The organism is Streptomyces sp. NPDC045701, from assembly GCF_056432045.1.
Genome location: NZ_JBWKJV010000003.1, coordinates 135815 through 151625, shown reverse-complemented (window position 1 = coordinate 151625; position 15811 = coordinate 135815). Strand labels below are relative to the sequence as shown.

Annotated in this window: 14 protein-coding genes and 1 pseudogene; 9 read left to right on the top strand and 6 right to left on the bottom strand. The window is 75.6% G+C overall.

Annotation, left to right across the window (positions count from 1 at the left end; genetic code table 11):
- Window positions 1–61: 61 nt before the first annotated feature.
- Window positions 62–514 (bottom strand): annotated as a pseudogene (locus AC07DW_RS04835) (hypothetical protein).
- Window positions 515–893: 379 nt separating this feature from the next.
- On the opposite strand from AC07DW_RS04835, the gene AC07DW_RS04830 reads away from it, so the two are divergent.
- On the top strand, window positions 894–1694 hold the full coding sequence (locus AC07DW_RS04830; RefSeq protein ID WP_478856183.1) for a VOC family protein: 801 nt from the start codon (window positions 894–896) through the stop codon (window positions 1692–1694).
- Between the two features lie 67 nt (window positions 1695–1761).
- Here AC07DW_RS04830 and AC07DW_RS04825 read toward each other — a convergent pair whose 3' ends face one another.
- Window positions 1762–3042 carry a serine/threonine-protein kinase gene (locus tag AC07DW_RS04825; protein ID WP_478856182.1) on the bottom strand — a complete coding sequence of 427 codons (1281 nt, stop codon included), beginning with the start codon at window positions 3040–3042 and terminating at the stop codon, window positions 1762–1764.
- Between the two features lie 196 nt (window positions 3043–3238).
- On the opposite strand from AC07DW_RS04825, the gene AC07DW_RS04820 reads away from it, so the two are divergent.
- Window positions 3239–3775 carry a flavoprotein gene (locus AC07DW_RS04820; protein WP_478856181.1) on the top strand — a complete coding sequence of 179 codons (537 nt, stop codon included), beginning with the start codon at window positions 3239–3241 and terminating at the stop codon, window positions 3773–3775.
- 36 nt (window positions 3776–3811) lie between these two features.
- Here the strand turns inward: AC07DW_RS04820 and AC07DW_RS04815 are convergent, their stop codons facing one another.
- Both AC07DW_RS04815 and AC07DW_RS04810 read right to left on the bottom strand, forming a co-directional pair.
- The gene (locus AC07DW_RS04815) at window positions 3812–4588 is read right to left on the bottom strand and encodes a DUF72 domain-containing protein (protein WP_478856380.1); all 777 of its coding nucleotides are present in this window, start codon (window positions 4586–4588) and stop codon (window positions 3812–3814) included.
- Between the two features lie 21 nt (window positions 4589–4609).
- Window positions 4610–6544, bottom strand: a complete 1935-nt coding sequence (locus tag AC07DW_RS04810) for a protein-arginine deiminase domain-containing protein (RefSeq protein WP_478856180.1) — start codon at window positions 6542–6544, stop codon at window positions 4610–4612.
- A 210-nt stretch (window positions 6545–6754) separates the two neighbouring features.
- Between AC07DW_RS04810 and AC07DW_RS04805 the strand changes: the two genes are divergently transcribed.
- A complete protein-coding gene (locus AC07DW_RS04805; protein WP_478856379.1) occupies window positions 6755–7090 on the top strand; it encodes a YnfA family protein in 336 nt (111 codons plus the stop codon).
- A 144-nt stretch (window positions 7091–7234) separates the two neighbouring features.
- Here AC07DW_RS04805 and AC07DW_RS04800 read toward each other — a convergent pair whose 3' ends face one another.
- Both AC07DW_RS04800 and AC07DW_RS04795 read right to left on the bottom strand, forming a co-directional pair.
- Entirely contained in the window at window positions 7235–7537 is a 303-nt protein-coding gene (locus AC07DW_RS04800; RefSeq protein WP_478856179.1) for a hypothetical protein, read from the bottom strand.
- A gap of 249 nt (window positions 7538–7786) precedes the next feature.
- On the bottom strand, window positions 7787–9280 hold the full coding sequence (locus AC07DW_RS04795) for an alpha/beta hydrolase (RefSeq protein WP_478856178.1): 1494 nt from the start codon (window positions 9278–9280) through the stop codon (window positions 7787–7789).
- A gap of 114 nt (window positions 9281–9394) precedes the next feature.
- Between AC07DW_RS04795 and AC07DW_RS04790 the strand changes: the two genes are divergently transcribed.
- Genes AC07DW_RS04790 through AC07DW_RS04765 form a run of 6 tightly spaced genes read left to right on the top strand, consistent with a single transcriptional unit; the run spans window position 9395 to window position 15788 of the window.
- Window positions 9395–10651 carry an ATP-grasp domain-containing protein gene (locus AC07DW_RS04790; RefSeq protein ID WP_478856177.1) on the top strand — a complete coding sequence of 419 codons (1257 nt, stop codon included), beginning with the start codon at window positions 9395–9397 and terminating at the stop codon, window positions 10649–10651.
- A complete protein-coding gene (locus tag AC07DW_RS04785) occupies window positions 10648–11499 on the top strand; it encodes a Rossmann-like domain-containing protein (RefSeq protein WP_478856176.1) in 852 nt (283 codons plus the stop codon). The genes AC07DW_RS04790 and AC07DW_RS04785 overlap by 4 nt, the downstream gene beginning before the upstream one ends.
- Window positions 11496–12578 (top strand): PLP-dependent cysteine synthase family protein, encoded by a 1083-nt coding sequence (locus AC07DW_RS04780; protein WP_478856175.1) that lies wholly within the window; start codon window positions 11496–11498, stop codon window positions 12576–12578. The genes AC07DW_RS04785 and AC07DW_RS04780 overlap by 4 nt, the downstream gene beginning before the upstream one ends.
- Window positions 12575–13648, top strand: coding sequence for a mandelate racemase/muconate lactonizing enzyme family protein (locus AC07DW_RS04775; protein ID WP_478856174.1), 1074 nt, complete (start codon window positions 12575–12577; stop codon window positions 13646–13648). The genes AC07DW_RS04780 and AC07DW_RS04775 overlap by 4 nt, the downstream gene beginning before the upstream one ends.
- Window positions 13645–14994, top strand: coding sequence for an MFS transporter (locus AC07DW_RS04770; protein WP_478856173.1), 1350 nt, complete (start codon window positions 13645–13647; stop codon window positions 14992–14994). Before AC07DW_RS04775 ends, AC07DW_RS04770 begins: the two co-directional genes overlap by 4 nt.
- Entirely contained in the window at window positions 14991–15788 is a 798-nt protein-coding gene (locus AC07DW_RS04765; RefSeq protein WP_478856172.1) for a class I SAM-dependent DNA methyltransferase, read from the top strand. The genes AC07DW_RS04770 and AC07DW_RS04765 overlap by 4 nt, the downstream gene beginning before the upstream one ends.
- Window positions 15789–15811: the final 23 nt, after the last annotated feature.

Genomic DNA, 15811 nt, shown 5'->3' with positions numbered 1-15811 from the left:
CCCCCGCGGCGCCGGTATCGCCACCGGAACACCCTTGCCGGGCCCGCGTGCCTCCGCGGGTTCACCGGCCCTCCGGCCGCCCCTCGCCGGTGTCCTTCCGCTTGCTCCGCTCCGGGAGCGCGAGGGCGAACTCCAGCAGCTCCGCCGGAATGCCGTCGTCGTCGTTTGCCGTGTGCGGCGACCCCGCTGATTTCACCGGTGCGGCGTTTCGCGAGGAATCGCAGTCCTGCGACGACATCGCCGACGACTTTCGATTCGTCCTTGAAGAAGCGCCGGTCGCACCGAAACCCAGCCCCAGCGCCTTGATGATGTCCTCGGAGGGGTGGTGGTGACCTTCCCGGCCGGAATGTCGGAGGAATAGCGGTGGGAGAGGGAACCGCCGCGCTGTTCATCGGGTCGGCGAAGATCTCCGCCCGGACACTTTCCGGCCCGGGAACGTCTTCTCCACCATGTACTCGACCTTCTGCCGCGACGTCCGCGGTTCGGGCGTGCGCCCTTCGCGTTTTCCTGTCATCAGCGACAAATCGGAGCGTCCCGCCTCCGCTGCGGAATCGACTTGCGCGGGCACTCTGCGTCACTGTTAACTCGAAAAAACGCGGGCAGGGGGCCACGAGGGGAGTCCCTTGCCCGTGCATGCCCCGCCCGTCGCGTCCGGGCAGGGGTGTAGCCCATCGCGACGGGGGATGCACGATGGGCTACATCCGCATTATGACACCCCGTCAAGCGCGGCCGCTCGACGTTCGGTCGACTTTCCGGTGTCGGCTCGATCCGTTGGCTCGATTCCTTTCGGCGAGCACACCGGCGCAACGCTCGCTAGCGTGACAATTCGGACGAGTTCCCTGAAGGGAACCCGAGCCCTATCGAGCGGTATCGAGCGGTAAAGGGACGGAATCATGGCGGTGCAACCCGAAGGAACGCCGTGCTGGGCGGACGCGATGTTCGCGGACGTCGAAGCCGCCAAGAGCTTCTACGGCGACGTGCTGGGATGGACGTTCGGCGAGGCGTCCAGCGAGTTCGGCGACTACACCGAGGCGTATTCCGGCGGCAGGGCCGTGGCGGCCGTCGTGCCGCCGATGCCCGGCGCGGAAGGGCACTCGGCCTGGTGCCTCTACCTCGCCTCGCCCGACGCGGCGGCCACCGCGGGCAGGATCCGCGACAACGGCGGCGAGGTCCTCATGGAGCCGATGCGCGTCGACGACCAGGGGACCATGGTGCTGGCCCGCGACCCGGGCGGTGTCGTCTTCGGCGTCTGGCAGGCCGGCCGCCACGAGGGGTTCGACGTGCGCGGAGTGCCCGGAGCGTACTGCTGGGCCGAGGTCTTCACCCGCGAGCCGGGCGCGTCCGACGCCTTCTTCCCCGCCGTCTTCCCCTACACCGCGAAGACGATGGAGACCCCCGACGGCATGGACTTCCGGACCTTCCACGTGGGCGACGACCCCGTGCTGGGCCGGATGGAGATGACGGACGAGTTCCCGCCGGAGGTCCCGCCGTACATCAACGTGTACTTCGGGGTCGACGACTGCGACGCGGCCGTGGCGAAGGCTACCGAGCGGGGCGGCGCGGCGGTGTGGGGCCCCATGGACACCCCCTTCGGCCGGTTCGCGAGCCTGCGCGACCCGCAGGGGGCGACGTTCTCGGTCATCGACATGAGCAGGGCGGAAGGCGAGATGCCCGCCATGACCGACGTGCCGTGACACCCACGGTCGGCCGGCTCCCGGCGCCGTGACGTCCCTGTGCCCGGCGCCCCGGGCGCCCGGGTGATCAGTGGTCCGCGCCGCCGACCGGGGTGCTGGGCGTCACGGCGATCTCCACCTGGGGGGGCTCCGCGGTGGTGGTCTTGGGAGAGAACACCGCCATGCCGATCAGGACGGCGGCGAAGAAGGCCACGCTCCCCGCGATGACGCTCGCCACCCGCGGCCGCCGCCGGACGAACTGCCGGGCGCCTCCCACGCCGCGCTGGGCGGGCACGGCGCGCCGGCCCCGGCCGCCCTGGCGCGGCCCGTCGGGCAGCATGTACGTGGTCGCGGCGCCGCTCTCCGGCGCCCCCGGCAGCGGTCCCGCCGACGGCAGGGGACCACCCGGCCGGGCGGCCGCCACGGGCGCGGCCCGCACCGGCGCCGGGGCGGGTGCGGGGGCGGCGGCCGGTCCGCGCCCGGCGCCCTGCGAGTGCGCGCCGCGCCGGGGGCGGGCGGCGGCCGGAGCGGGGGCCGGGGCGGGCAGCGACTGGGCCCGCCCCTGCCAGGCGCCCGAGGCGAACCAGTCGGCCACCTCCTGGGCGGTGGGTCGCTCCTCCGGCTGCTTGGCGAGCATCCCCAGCAGGTAGTTCTCGAACGCGGGCGGCACGTCCACCCCGAGCCGCAGCGGCGGCACCGGCGCGGTGTCGATGTGCTGGTACAGGATCGCCGTCGCGGTGTCGGCGTGGAACGGCGGCCGCCCGGTGAGCAGTTGGTACAGCACGCACCCGAGCGAGTACACGTCCGACGCCGGGCCGGCCGGCTGCCCCAGAGCACGCTCGGGCGCCAGGTAGAGGCTGGTCCCGACGATCTGCCCGGCCTGGGTCAGCGCGGCGGCCGGGTCGTCGACGAACCGGGCGATCCCGAAGTCGCCGAGCTTGACCGTGCCGTCCGCGTCCGCCATCAGGTTCCCGGGCTTGATGTCCCGGTGCACGATCCCCTGCCGGTGCGCCGACGCCAGCCCCGCCGCGGTCTGCGCGGCGACGGCGGCCACCCGCGGCGCGCCCAGCGAACCGGCGGCGGCCAGCTCCTGTGCCAGGCTGCGCCCCTCCACCAGCTCCATGACCAGGTAGAAGCGGCCCTCCCAGGCTCCGAAGTCGAACACCGCCACCACGTGCGGGTGGCTCAGCCGGGCCGCGGTCTGGCCCTCCAGCCGGAATCGGGCCGCCGTCTGCGCGTCGGAGTCGTCCCCGAGCAGCAGCTTCATGGCCACCGGCCGGCCCAGCACCTCGTCCGTGGCGCGCCAGACCTCGCCCATCGCGCCGCGGCCGATGGGCGATTCCAACCGGTACCGATCCGCCACCAGCACCCTGTGCACCTGCCTGATTCCGATCGATCCGCCACCCCGGCCGGCGCCGGCGCAACAACTGCACCGAACGGAAGGGGTGATGGGAGAGTCCGCGACGGGCTCAGGGTACCTACCGCCCGCCGCGCGCACTGCGGCACCATCGGCGTACCGCGGGACGCACCGGCATCCCGCCCGCCACACCGACCGGAGCCCCCACGTGCCCGACCAGCCGCACCAGCCCTTCCTGTACGTCGTCGTCTGCGCCTCCGGCGTCGCGCCCGGCGTCGGCGGGCTCATCACCGAGGCGCAGCGCCGGCGGTGGGACGTCGGCGTCGTCGCCACGCCCCTGGCCATGGGCTTCATCGACGCGGCCGCCGTCGAGGAGCGGACCGGCCACCCGATCCGGTCCGCGTGGCGCCGCCCCGGAGACCCCCGCCCGCTGCCCGAACCGGACGCCATCGCGGTCGCGCCCGCCACCTTCAACACCATCAACAAGTGGGCGGCCGGGATCTCCGACACCCTGGCGCTGGGCATCCTCTGCGAGGCGTACGGGGCGGGCGTGCCCACCGCCGTCCTGCCGTGCCTGAGCAGTGCCCAGGCCGCGCACCCCGCCTACCGCCGGAGCCTCGACGTCCTCCGGGAGATGGGGGTGCGCATCGGCGGCGGGCACCCGGACCGCCCCGCGTCCGGCGGCTTCCCCTGGGAGGAGGCCCTGGACCTGCTGGACATCCCGCCCGTGCCGGCCGGTTCCTGACGCCCCGCCGGGTGCCCGGCGTCCCCCGGTGCCGGCTCAGGGGGAGGGCGGGCGGGAGGGCGTACGCGTCACGGTCCGGCCGAGCGCGGACGCCGCACGCGCGAACACGGCGGCGTCCAGGACGGCGGCTCCGCCCGGGTCGTTGTTGAAGTACACGTAGACGTCGTCCTCGTCCGGCCAGGCGCCGGCGATCCGCCCCGCCCAGGACGCCAGGGCCCGGCGCCCGTAGCGGGGCCACGGCCGGGCGGCGCCCGCGTGGAGGCGGACGTACCCCCAGGGTGCCGTGCGCCACAGCGGCGTCACCGGCCGGGAGTCCCGGTCGGCCCAGCACAGGGCGGCGCCGTACCGCTCCAGCACCGTCCGCAGCTCCCGCTCCGCCTCCCACCAGGAGGGGTGGCGCGGCTCGACGGCCACCCGGACCGTGCCGGGGAAGCGGCGCAGGCAGGCGGCCAGAAGGCCGGTGTCCTCGCGGAGGGTCGGCGGTAGCTGCACCAGGACGGGCCCCAGCCGGTCGCCGAGGCCCTCCGCGCGGCCGAGCAGCCGCTCCACCGGCTCCTCGGGGTCGCGCAGCCGCTTGATGTGCGTCAGGTAGCGGCTGGCCTTCACCGCCATGACGAACCCCTCGGGGGTCCGTTCGCGCCAGGCGGTGAAGACCTCCGTGGTGGGCAGCCGGTAGAAGGCGTTGTTGTTCTCCACGGTCGCGAAGTGGCGGACGTACTCCTCCAGCCACAGCCGCTGCGGCAGCCCCGCCGGGTACAGCACGCCCCGCCAGTCCTTGTACTGCCACCCCGAGGTTCCGATGAGCACGGGCACATCACCCATGCTCCCCGCCGTCTACCGCTTCCACCACGCGGCGGAGGCGTCCCGGAGGGTGTTCGTCCCGCAGTGCACCTCGCCCATGCCCAGGTGGTACGTGTCCCAGTCGTCGATGTACGAGACCTTCATCCCGGCGCCCGTGTAGGCGGCGGTCACGGCGGCGGTGAACACGTCCTTGCCGCCGATGACCGGACCCCACTGGCGCGGGGCCAGGTACCGGTCGGCGCCCAGCAGGATGCCGTTGACGGCGCCGGGGACGTACGCGCTGGTCATGACGGGGCCGGGGCCGGCCGCCCGCCCGTCGCGCCGGGCCAGCCGCTTCTGCTGGCCGTACTCGCCGACCACGTCCGGTACCTCGCCGGCGCCCAGCCGCGACAGCCGGGGCACCCGCTCGCCGCGCTCGCCGACCTGCTCCTTGCCGCGCGTGTACAGCGCCGGTACGCGTACGACCTCGGCGTCCGTGACACCCGTCTCGCGCTGGAGCACCGCCAGGTTCGCCTTGATCCGTGCGGCGGCCAGGGCGTTGTCGGCGAGGAGCTCCTTGGAGGCGAGCGCCTCGTCGATGGTCTCCCTCGGGGCGAACCGCTCCTGGGAGTCCGGCACGGAGAACATCCGTGTCCTGCCGTGCCCCGCCTTCTGCGCGTCCCGCAGCAGCTTCAGCCCGGCCTCCGGGTCGGCGATGCCGAGCCGCCAGCCGCGCGGGGTGCCCGGGGCGGGGAGGAACTGCACGAACTCGTCCACGTGGCCCACGTGCAGCCACGACGTGTCGAGCAGCAGCGGGTCCTGGAGGCCCTGGGACGCCAGCATGGTCCGCATCGCCAGGGCGGGCCTGGACCCGTCGTCCTTGCGCTCGCCCATGATGATCCGCCCGGCGGGGAAGGACCGGCCGCCGTGCGCGTACGGGGGGATGGTCTCCAGGTTCCCCATCGAGTTCAGGGTCCACTCCTCCGAGTCGCGGACCCCCGTCACCTGGACGACCCCCACGCCGCCGCCGCGCAGCTTCTCGAACAGCTCGCGGCCCGCCGCGCGGTCGGGCTGCGCCGAGCGCAGCATCACGCGGATGACCTGGCGGCTCCCGCCGGGGCCGGTCATGCTCACGTAGCCGGGCTCGACGAAGTCCTGCGCCCAGATGTCCTGGTACTTGTCGAAGGTGACGAGCGGCCGGGTGATGCCGGCGGCCTTCACCTCCTTGGCCAGCCCGCCGACGAACGCCTGCTGCCGCCGGGCGTAGTCGTCCTGGCCCGGCACCTTGGTGACCAGCACCTGCTGGGCCTTCTGGAGGTGGTGGTGCGTCAGCAGTGGGGCGACCCGGAGGGTGATGTCGTCCTTCGCGGCCGGCCGGCCGGGTGCCGTGACGGTCAGGCGGATCACGGCGCGGCCGTCCCAGACCCTGCCGTCGCGGACGATGTCGGTGCTCTCGACCGCGAACTCGGGGCCGCCGCGCAGTTCGGCGGTGGTCAGGCGGGTCTTCCCGGTGACGTGGGCCCAGCCGGTGGCGCGCCGGACGAAGACGCGGGTGTGCCTGCCGCCGGCCGGGACGCTGACGGAACCGGTGGCGGTGGCGGGCAGGCCGGCCATCGGCACGGCGCGGACCCGGGCCAGGTCGGCGAGGTCGGTGGTGCCGTTGACGACGGCGTCGGAGGCGTCGTTGCAGGCAGCGAGCGCGGCGTCGGTCAGGGGCCTGCCGCCGGGGCCGGCGGTGGGGCAGCGCTTGGTGTCGTCGTCGATGTTGGGCAGGAACACCGCGCCCCGGGCCGTGCTCCAGGTGTCCTCCCCGGCGGTGTCCGTGGTGCCGGTGACGTCGACCCGGCCGTCCCGGTCGACGTCGGCGCGGAGGTCGACGGAGGGCGGTGCCGGTGTGCCGGGTGCGGCGGACACGGGCGCCGCGGGCACCAGTACGGCGCCTATCGCGGTCAGGGCCAGGGCTGTTCGTCTCGTGGTGCTCGTAACCACCGTTCGTCCCTTCGTGGGGTCGGGTTGCCGAGCCGGAAGAGGGTGTGGAGGGGCACCGCGTTGCCTGGGGCGCGCGGGACGGCGCACGGGGGCGGGGATTGGCGTGTTCCGGCGGGTGCGGGCAACCGGACCGGGAAGGGGGTGCGGGATGTGCGCGGCCGGCCGGCGGGCGGGATGCTGGAGCCCCCGCACCCGGAAGGACCCGCCGCCGTGCTCGTCGCCCGTTCCGTCGCCCTGTTCGTCGCCGCCGCGCTGTTCGAGATCGGAGGTGCCTGGCTCGTGTGGCAGGGCCTGCGGGAGAACCGGGGCTGGATCTGGATCGGTGCCGGGGTGATCGCGCTGGGTCTGTACGGGGTGGTGGCCACGTTCCAGAGCGATGACGCGTTCGGGCGGGTACTGGCGGCGTACGGCGGGGTGTTCATCGCCGGGTCGCTCGCGTGGGGCGTGGTCGCGGACGGCTACCGCCCGGACCGCTTCGACGTCGTCGGCGCGCTCGTCTGCCTGGTCGGCATGGCGGTGATCATGTACGCCCCGCGCGGGAACTGAGGCCGGGCGTCACCGGAGGCGGGGACACGGACGGGGCCGCGACCGGGATGTGTCACCGGTCGCGGCCCCCTGGGCGCGCGGGGCCGTCGGCCCGCGCCGCCCGGGTGTTTCGACCCGCGTGAACAACCCCGCGGGTCACTGCACCTAGCGCACCGCGGAGAGGGTGCCGAGCAGCCCGTGGACGAACTGGGTGGCGCTGGACAGGCCGCCCGCAGAGGCGAGCTGGGTCGCGCCGCCGAGCGGTGCCGTCACGCTGCCCAGGGGGCCGGACGCGCCGCCGAGGAGGCCGCCGGGGAGGGCGCCCAGCAGGCCGCCGGGCACGGCACCGGTGATGCCGCCCAGCGGGTCGGCGGCCGCGTGCGCGGTGGCCGCGCCGCCGAGGGCGAGGGTCGCGGTGGCGGCGGTGGTGGCGACGATACGGACGGTGACGCGACGGGTCCTGGTCATGGGGCTTCTCTCCGTGGTCGTACTGCGGCCTGGGCGGTCCGGGCCGGCCTGCGGTACCCCGACAACGCCGGAGTCCGGGCGGAAGGCACGGGTGCCGCCCCACGCGCCACCCGACAGCGGCACGAACGGCGGGGGGTCGGCACCGATATGGCGCCATATGGGCGCAGTGCGGCGGGGTGCGGGACCACACGCCGCCACACCGGCCGGCCGGGTCGCCGCGGGCCGTGCGGGGACCCGGCGGACCTGGCCTCAGGGAGTGGGCAGGCCGGGGCCCGCGCAGTGCACGTCGGCAGGCGGGACGGTGCCGTCGGTGAGGTAGGCGGCCACGGCACCGTCCACGCACGCGTTGCCGCGGCTGGCGAACACGCCGTGGGAGTAGTCGTCGTGGAGGGTCACCAGGCGCGAGCCGGGCAGCCGCCGCCGCAGCTCCCGGGCGCCCTCGACGGGCGTGACCGGGTCGTGCTCGGAGGCGACCAGCAGCACGGGCGGGGCGCCGGGCGAACCGAGCGGTGTGCGGCGGGCGGGCACGTGGTGCCAGTAGGCGCAGACGGCGGCCTCCATGCCGGTGAGCACCGGCTGCGGATCGGCCCGGCGTATGCGGCGGAGGTCGGCGACGACCCGGCCGGGCGTCGGGCCGGGGCCGTCGGCGCACTTCACGGCGCGGTTGGCGGCCTCGTACGTCCGTGAGGCGGGGCCGTCGAACGGCTCCTTGGGGCGGAGCGGCGCGGTGTCGCCGTCGCTCAGGTGGGCGCGGATGCCGTCGGCGAGCGGCGCCCAGCGCTCCGTGCGGCCGAGGGCGCGGTAGACGGCGCGGTCGAACTCCGCGGGGCCGTAGGCGGCGCGGGACCGCAGGTAGGCGGCGCGTACCCGGTCGGCGGTGGCGCCCAGGCCGAAGCGCTCGTGGTACCGGGCGGTCCAGTCGAAGAACACCTCGCGCCGGTGCAGCAGCGCCCGGCTCTGGCGTACGTCGAAGTCGTACCAGTCCCAGGGGCCGACGACGCTGTCCAGCACCATGCGCCCCACGCGGTGCGGGTACAGGGCCGTGTACGCGGCGCCGAGGTAACTGCCGTAGCTGACGCCGAGGAAGCCGACGCGCCGCTCCCCGAGCGCGGCGCGCAGGGCGTCCATGTCGTGGGCGGTCGCGGTGGTCGACAGGTACGGCAGGGCGGCGCCGGTCCCGGCGGCGCAGTCGTCCGCCGTGCGCCGCAGCGCACCGAGGTACGCCGCCTCCTCCGCGCGGCCCTCGGGCACCGGGTCGGGGCCGGGCGCGGTGAACAGCCCGCCCATCGGGCCGCAGTCGGCGGGCGCGCTGAGCCCGGTGCCGCGCGGGTCGAAGCCGATGACGTCGTACGCCCGCCGCACGCTCTCGGGGAGCTTGGCCCGCTTGGTGACGGCGTAGCCGAGCCCGGAGCCGCCGGGCCCGCCGGGGTTCACCAGCAGGACGCCGCGGCGCTCGCCTGGCGTCCCGGTGGCGGGCACCCGGGAGACGGCGATACGGATCCGCTCGCCGTCGGGCCGGTGGTGGTCCAGCGGCACGGTGAGCCACCCGCACTCGACCCGGCCGGGCTCCGGCGGCGCCGGTACGGAGGCGGGGCAGGCCCCGAACCGGAGCGCGGGGGCCGGGATCCCGGCGGGCGCCGGGGCGGCGGTGCCGGCCCGTGCGGGCGCCGGGGCGAGCGCGGTGGCGACCGTGGCGGTGACGAGGGCGTACAGCAGGGCCGGGCGGCGGGCAGCGGAGGACACGGGTCTCGCATTCGAAGAAGCGACGTTCAATCAGATGACAATGAAAACGATTATCGATACCGTGCTCCCCGGTCAAGCGCGCATCGCGCCGCGCACATTCGAGGAGGGGAAGCCGTGGCTCATCTGCTGGTGGTCGAGAGCTGGGTCGGATCGATGAGCAGACTGCTGCCACGGGCGATCCGCGAGGAGGGCCACGAGTTCACCTTCCTCACCCGTGACCTGCACCACTACCTGCGCGCCGCCCCCGAGGGCACCGCGCACCCGCTGCTCGCCGCCCGCCACGTGCTGACGGCCGACACCAACGACACCGACGCGCTGCTGCCGTTCGTCGAGCGGGCCCACGCCGCCCTGGGGTTCGACGGGGTGATCACCTCGTGCGACTACTACCTGGAGACCGCCGCGCGGATCGCCGGGCGCCTCGGCCTGCCGGGCCCCACCCCCGAGGCGGTGGTGAACGCCTGCCGCAAGGACGCCACCCGGCGCGTCCTGGCGGAGGCCGGGGTGCCCGGGCCGCGCTTCGCGGTCTGCGCCGACCGGGCGGAGGCGGAGCGCGCCGCACGGGAGATCGGCTACCCGCTGGTCCTCAAGCCGGTCGACCTGTGCGCCGGGATGTTCGTCCGGCGCGTCGACGACGAGGCCGCCCTGATCGCCGCGCACCGGGCGCTGGCCGCCTTTCCCGTCAACGCGCGCGGCCAGCGCCGGGCGCCGGTCGTCCTGCTCGAAGAGCTCCTGGAGGGGCCCGAGGTCAGCGTCGAGACGGTCTCGTACCACGGCACCTGCCACGTCGTCGGGGTGACCGACAAGAGCGTGGGCGGCGCGCCCGCGTTCATCGAGACCGGCCACATGTTCCCGGCCGCGCTCACTCCCGCCGACACCGAGGCGGCGGAACGGACCGCGCTGCACGCCGTCAAGGCCCTCGGTCTGGACGGCGTGGTCACCCACACCGAGATCAAACTGACCGCCGCCGGGCCGCGCGTGGTCGAGGTCAACCCCCGGCCCGCCGGGAACCGCATCACCGAACTCATACGCCACGTCCACGGCGTCGACCTGGCGGCCGCCGCCGTGGACGTCGCCCTCGGCCGCGAGCCGGACCTGCGGCGGCGGGCCACCGGACTGAGCAGTGCCGCGATCGGGTTCCTCGTCCCGGACCGGGAGGGCGTGCTGGACGGGGTCGACGGCGCCGACGAGGTGCGCGGGGCGCCGGACCTGCTGGAACTCCAGCTCGCCGAGCCGGGCAGGGCCGTCAGGGCGGCGGGCAGCAACAACGAGTACCTGGGCCACGTCATGGCCGGCGACGCCGCCGGCGACGGCGCCCGCGACCGCGTCGAGGCGCTCCTGTCGGCGCTCCGTCCCCGGGTGGTGCGCCGATGACCGGGACAGCCGCCACGGCCACCACCGCCTCCACGGGCGCCGCCACCTCCTACGACGACCTCGTCGAGCGCGTCCGGCGCGGCGACCTGGGGCCCGACCCGGGCACCCAGCGGGTGTCCGTGGCGTTCACCACCCGCCAGTCGGTACGGCACCACGGGCGCAGCGGCGGCTACCGCAACGAGGTGCTGAGCCTGCGCCTCTCGGCGGCCGTCGGCTCGTGCGCCGTCGAACCGGGCGGCCTGCCCGACGGGGCCGTCGACGACTGCGTGGGCGCGGACGTCGCCCGGCTGCTGGACCACGAGCTGCTGCCGGTGCGGGTGGCCGCGCTGGACGCGTACCTGATGCACGCGCTGCCCCACACCGCCGCGCACGGAGCCCGGCCGTTCCCCCTACCGGCGGGCGGGTCGCTCGACAAGTCGCGGGCCCGCGCCCGGGCCGTCGTCGACCTGCTCGACGCCCCGCCCGGCGACACCGTGCTCGTCGTGGGCGTCGTCAACTCGCTGCTGGAGGCCCTGCGGGCCCGCGGCCTGGCGTACGTGCCGTGCGACCTCAAGGGCGGCACGACCGAGTGGGGCGAGCCGGTGCGGACCGACGCCCTCGCCGAACTGGAGCGCTGCGACGCGGTCCTCGCCTCCGGCATGACCCTCGGCAACGGCAGCTTCGAGCCGCTGCGCGCCCACGCGCTGCGGCACGGCAAGCCGCTGGTGATGTTCGCGCAGACCGGCAGCGCGGTGCTGCCGCGCCTGATCGGCGCCGGGGTGAGCGCGGTGTGCGCGGAGCCGTACCCCTTCTTCTGGCTGGACGGCGGTCCGGGCGTCGTCCACCGCTACGGCGGGGCCGCCTCGTGACCACGGCCGTACTGAGCCCCGCCGGCAACCGGGACCTGCTCGCCCTGGTGGGCCGCACCCCGCTGGCCCGGATCACCGCCGACCTGCCCCGCCCGCAGCCCGGGTTCTGGGCCAAGCTCGAAGGTCTCGGCGTCGGCGGCATGAAGGCCCGGGCGGCCGTGTCCATGCTGCTGGGCGCCGAGGAGCGCGGCGAACTGCGCCCCGGCGCACCGGTGGTGGAGTCCACCTCCGGGACGCTCGGCATCGGTCTGGCGTTCGCCGGGCAGGCCCTCGGCCACCCCGTCGTGCTGGTCTGCGACACCGAGCTCGAACCGTCGATGCGGCAACTGCTGCGCGCCTACGGGGCCCGGCTGGAGCTGGTCGACCGCCCGGCCGCCGAGGGCGGCTGGCAGGCGGCCCGCCTCGCGCGGCTGCGCGCCCTGCTGGCGACGCTGCCGGACGCGTACTGGCCCGACCAGTACAACAACCCGGACAACACCGCCGGTTACGCCTCGATGGCCGCCGAGCTGGCGACCCAGCTCGACCACCTCGACGTGCTGGTGTGCAGCGTCGGCACCGGCGGCCACAGCGCCGGGCTCACCGGCCCGCTGCGGCGGCACTGGCCGGCGCTGCGGCTCATCGGCGTGGACGCCACCGGCTCGACCATCTTCGGCCAGCCAGCCAGGCCCCGCCTGATGCGCGGCCTGGGCAGCAGCATCCACCCCCGCAACGTCGCCTACGACGCGTTCGACGAGGTCCACTGGGTCGGCCCGGCCGAGGCCGTCGACACCTGCCGCCGCCTCGCCCGCACCGGGTTCGTCAGCGGCGGCTGGAGCACCGGGGCCGTCGCGCTCGTCGCCGCCTGGGCCGCCCGCGTCCACCCCGGGGCGGTCGTCGCCACCGTCTTCCCCGACGGACCGCACCGCTACCTCGGCTCCGTGTACGACGACGACTTCACCACCGCCCACGGCGTCGACCCGTCCACCGCCGCCACCCGGCCCGTCGAGATCCCCCACCCGCGTGCCGTGGAGGCCACCGGCTGGGCCCGGTGCCGGACCGTCACCGACCCCCTGGGCCGCCCCGCCGAGGAGACCCCGTGAACGTCACCCGCCGCACCGTCCACCTCCGGCTCACCGAGCCGCTGCGCATCTCCCGCTCCACCATGGCCGCCCGCGACGCGGTGTGGCTGACCGTCCGGCACGAGGGGCTGTCCGGCCACGGGGAGGTCGTCACCAGCACGTACTACGGGCTCGACGCCCCCACCATCGGGCGGCTGCTGGACGACCGGGCCCGCGAACTGCTCCGGCACGCCGGCCCCGAGAGCGCCCTCGGCGCCCTGCGCGCCGGCGACCCGGCGCTGACCGACGGCCCGCCGGCGGTGACCGCCGCGGTCGAGTCGGCGCTGCTCGACCTCGCCGGCAAGCGCGCGGACACCCCCGCGCACCAGCTTCTCGGCGACCCCGTCCCGCCCGGCGCCCCGCCGTGCGCCCCGACCGCCCGCACCATCGGCATCGTCCCAACCCGGCGGGCCGCGGCGCAGGCCGGCCGGCTGGCGCGGGACGGGTTCACCGTCCTCAAGATCAAGGCGGGTGCGCCCGACCCGGACGACGACGTCGAACGCGTACGGGCCGTGCGCGCCGCCGCCCCGCACGCCCGGCTCCTGCTCGACCCCAACGGCGCCTGGACGGTGGCGGAGGCGGAGCGCCTGCTGCCGTACTTCGCGGCGCTGGGCGTGGAGGCCGTCGAGCAGCCGCTCGCCCCCGGCGACCCCGAGGCGCTGGCACGGCTCGCCGAGCGCTCACCGCTGCCGGTCGTCGCCGACGAGGACGCGGTCGGCATCGAGGACGTCCGGCGCCTCGCGGGACGCGTCCAGGGCGTCAACGTCAAGCTCGCCAAGTGCGGCGGCCCGTCCGCCGCCCTGCGGATCGCGAAGCTGATCGCCGGCAGCGGCACCGACCTGATGCTCGGCTGCCTCACCGCCAGCACCCTCGGCATCGCCCCCGCCGTCCACCTGGCCGACCGCGCCCGGTGGACCGACCTGGACGGGCACCTGCTCCTCGCCGACGACCCGTGGACCGGCATCGGCGGCGCCGACGGCACCGTACGCACGGGCTGGAGCCCCGGCCTCGGCGTACGCCCACGCCACCGCACCGAAGGGGGCGACGAGTGAAGACCTGGCACGAGATACGCGGCTTCCCGCTCGCGATCCGGCTCCTGCTGGTCAACCAGCTGGGCGTCAACACCGGCTTCTATCTCCTGATCCCCTACCTCGCCCTGCACCTCACCGACGACCTGGGGATGTCGGCGGCCTTGGTCGGCGTCGTCCTCGGCGTACGCAACCTCAGCCAGCAGGGCCTGTTCCTCATCGGCGGCTCCGCTTCGGACCGGCTGGGGGCGCGCCGGGTCATCATCACCGGGTGCGCGCTGCGGACCGTCGGCTTCGGCATGTTCGCGCTCGGCGACGGGCTCGTGGTGCTGCTGGCCGCCTCCGTCCTCAGCGGGCTGGCGGGCGCCCTGTTCAACCCGGCCGTCCGCAGCTACCTCGCCCAGGAGGCCGGGGAGCGCCGGGCCGAGGCGTTCGCCCTGTTCAACGTGTTCGCGACCACCGGCGCCCTGGTCGGCCCGCTCCTCGGCAGCGCCCTGCTGCTCGTCGACTTCCGCGTCTCCGCGCTCACCGCGGCCGGGATCTTCGCCCTGCTGACCGTCGCCCAGGCGCTGGTGCTCCCGGCGCGCGAGGCCGCCCCGCCCGTCCACGGCAGTGTGCTCGGCGACTGGCGGGAGGTGGTCGGCAACCGGCGGTTCGGGGCCTTCTCCCTGGCGATGGTCGGGATGTTCACCATGGAGAACCAGCTGTACCTGCTGCTGCCCGACGGGGCGCGGGCGGCCACCGGCTGGGACGGCGCCGCGGGGCTGGTGTTCCTCGTCGGCACCCTCGCCAACCTGGCGCTCCAGCTGCCCCTCACCCGGGCCCTGAAGCGGCGCGGCAGCCGGGCGCGGTGGATCGCCTCGGGGCTCGCCCTGATGGGGCTGTCGTTCCTGCCGCCCATGGCGGTGGCGGGCGGCGGGCCGGCGCCCGGCGGCCCGGCCGAGGCCGCGCTGCGGGTGCTGCCCGTGCTGGGCGGGGCGCTGCTGCTGTACCTGGGCGTCATGATCGCCCAGCCGTTCGTGATGGAGCTGATCCCCGGTTTCGGCCGGCCGGAGCTCACCGGCACGTACTTCGGGCTGTTCTACGCGGTCTCCGGCGTCGCCGCCGCCGTGGGCAACACGGTCGTCGGCCGGGCCATGGACGCCGGCGGGCACGGGGGTGCGGCCTGGCTGCCCTGGGCGTGCTGCCTGGCCCTCGGGCTGGCCTCCGCCGCGGGCGTGGCGTGGCTGCACCGCCTCCGGGCCCTGCCGGAGCACGGCACCGACCCCGGCCCCGAGCCCGGCGCCGACCCCGGACCCGGCCCGGGCCCCGGAGCCGCGGCGGCGCCCGGACGCGCCGGGAAACCGAAGGACACGAGGCGACGCGTATGACCACCACGGCCAACCTGCTCACCGACCACCCCGCGCTGTACGAGGCGCGGTTCCCCGACCCCGACCGGCTCGCCGGACGCTGGACCGAGGACACCCTGCGCCGGTACGGGGCCGGGCCGCGCGTCCTGGACATCGGCTGCGGCACCGGCCGCGACGCCGCGCGCCTCCACGCCGCGGGACGCGAGGTCACCGGCGCGGACCTGTCCGACACGATGCTGGCCCACGCCCGCGCCCACCACCCCGGCCCCCACTACGTCCGGGCCGACCTGCACGGCTTCGACCTCGGGACGCGGGCCTTCGACGCCGTGGTGTGCCTCGACAGCGCCCTGCTGTACTGCCACACCAACGACCAGCTCGACGGGTTCCTGGCCTCCTGCCGCCGCGCCCTGGCACCCGGCGGGCTGCTCGTCGCCGAGATGCGCAACGGGGCCTTCTTCCTGGGCCGTACGGAACTCCTCGACGCCCCCACCGTCACCGGCTTCACCTGGCGGGGCACCACCTACCGCGCCACCACCACCCTCTCCGTCGACCGGGCGGCCCAGCTGCTGCGGCGCACCCGCGTGTGGACCGCCGACGACGGGTCGCCACCGGCCGAGCAGCGCTCCGCGTGGCGGCTGCTCTTCCCGCAGGAACTGCGCCACGTCCTGGCGGCCCACGGCTTCGAGGTCCTCGGCCTGTACGACCGGCCCGGCCCGCGCACCGAGCCGCCGTGGCGCGAGGGCGACCCGCCCGCCGCCACGGCCGACGGCGACCGGCTGCACCTCGTCGCCCGCCTCACGTCCCCCGGCAGCTGACACCGCCGTCCGCCCGCACAGCA